The sequence below is a fragment of the Bradyrhizobium pachyrhizi genome, from assembly GCF_001189245.1.
GTDB lineage: Bacteria > Pseudomonadota > Alphaproteobacteria > Rhizobiales > Xanthobacteraceae > Bradyrhizobium > Bradyrhizobium pachyrhizi.
In genome coordinates, this window is the sequence record NZ_LFIQ01000105.1 from 242,669 (window position 1) to 243,005 (window position 337).

The following is a 337-nucleotide window of genomic DNA, read 5'->3' on the forward strand; positions in this document are numbered from 1 at the left end:
GTAGGTCGTCGATCCAGCACCATCGCTGCCGTAGCTGCCGGCGGTGAAGTTGTTGGAGAAGTCCGCCGTCACGGTGTCGAGCCCGGTCGGCGCCGTGCCGCCCGCGGTGTCGCTGCCAACAGGACGCGTCTCGTCCAGCACCAAGGTGTCGGTCGGACCGGTCACCGTGCCCGCGGTCGGGCCGCTGTCCTGGATCGTGAACACGCCGGTACCGAGGTTGATCGGCGTCGCAACACTGTCGCCATCCGCATCGGTGATGGTCTGCACCACCTGCAGCAGGTTCGCGGCCGACAGCGTCAGCGTCGCGGCATCGTCCGGATTGGTTGGGTCGGAGTGC

1 protein-coding gene is annotated in these 337 nt (G+C 68.0%); it reads right to left on the bottom strand.

What is annotated here, in order from left to right; translation table 11 throughout:
- Positions 1 to 337, bottom strand: a 337-nt coding sequence (locus tag AKL29_RS27210; RefSeq protein WP_202814559.1) for a DUF5801 repeats-in-toxin domain-containing protein, incomplete at both ends; no start/stop codon positions are given.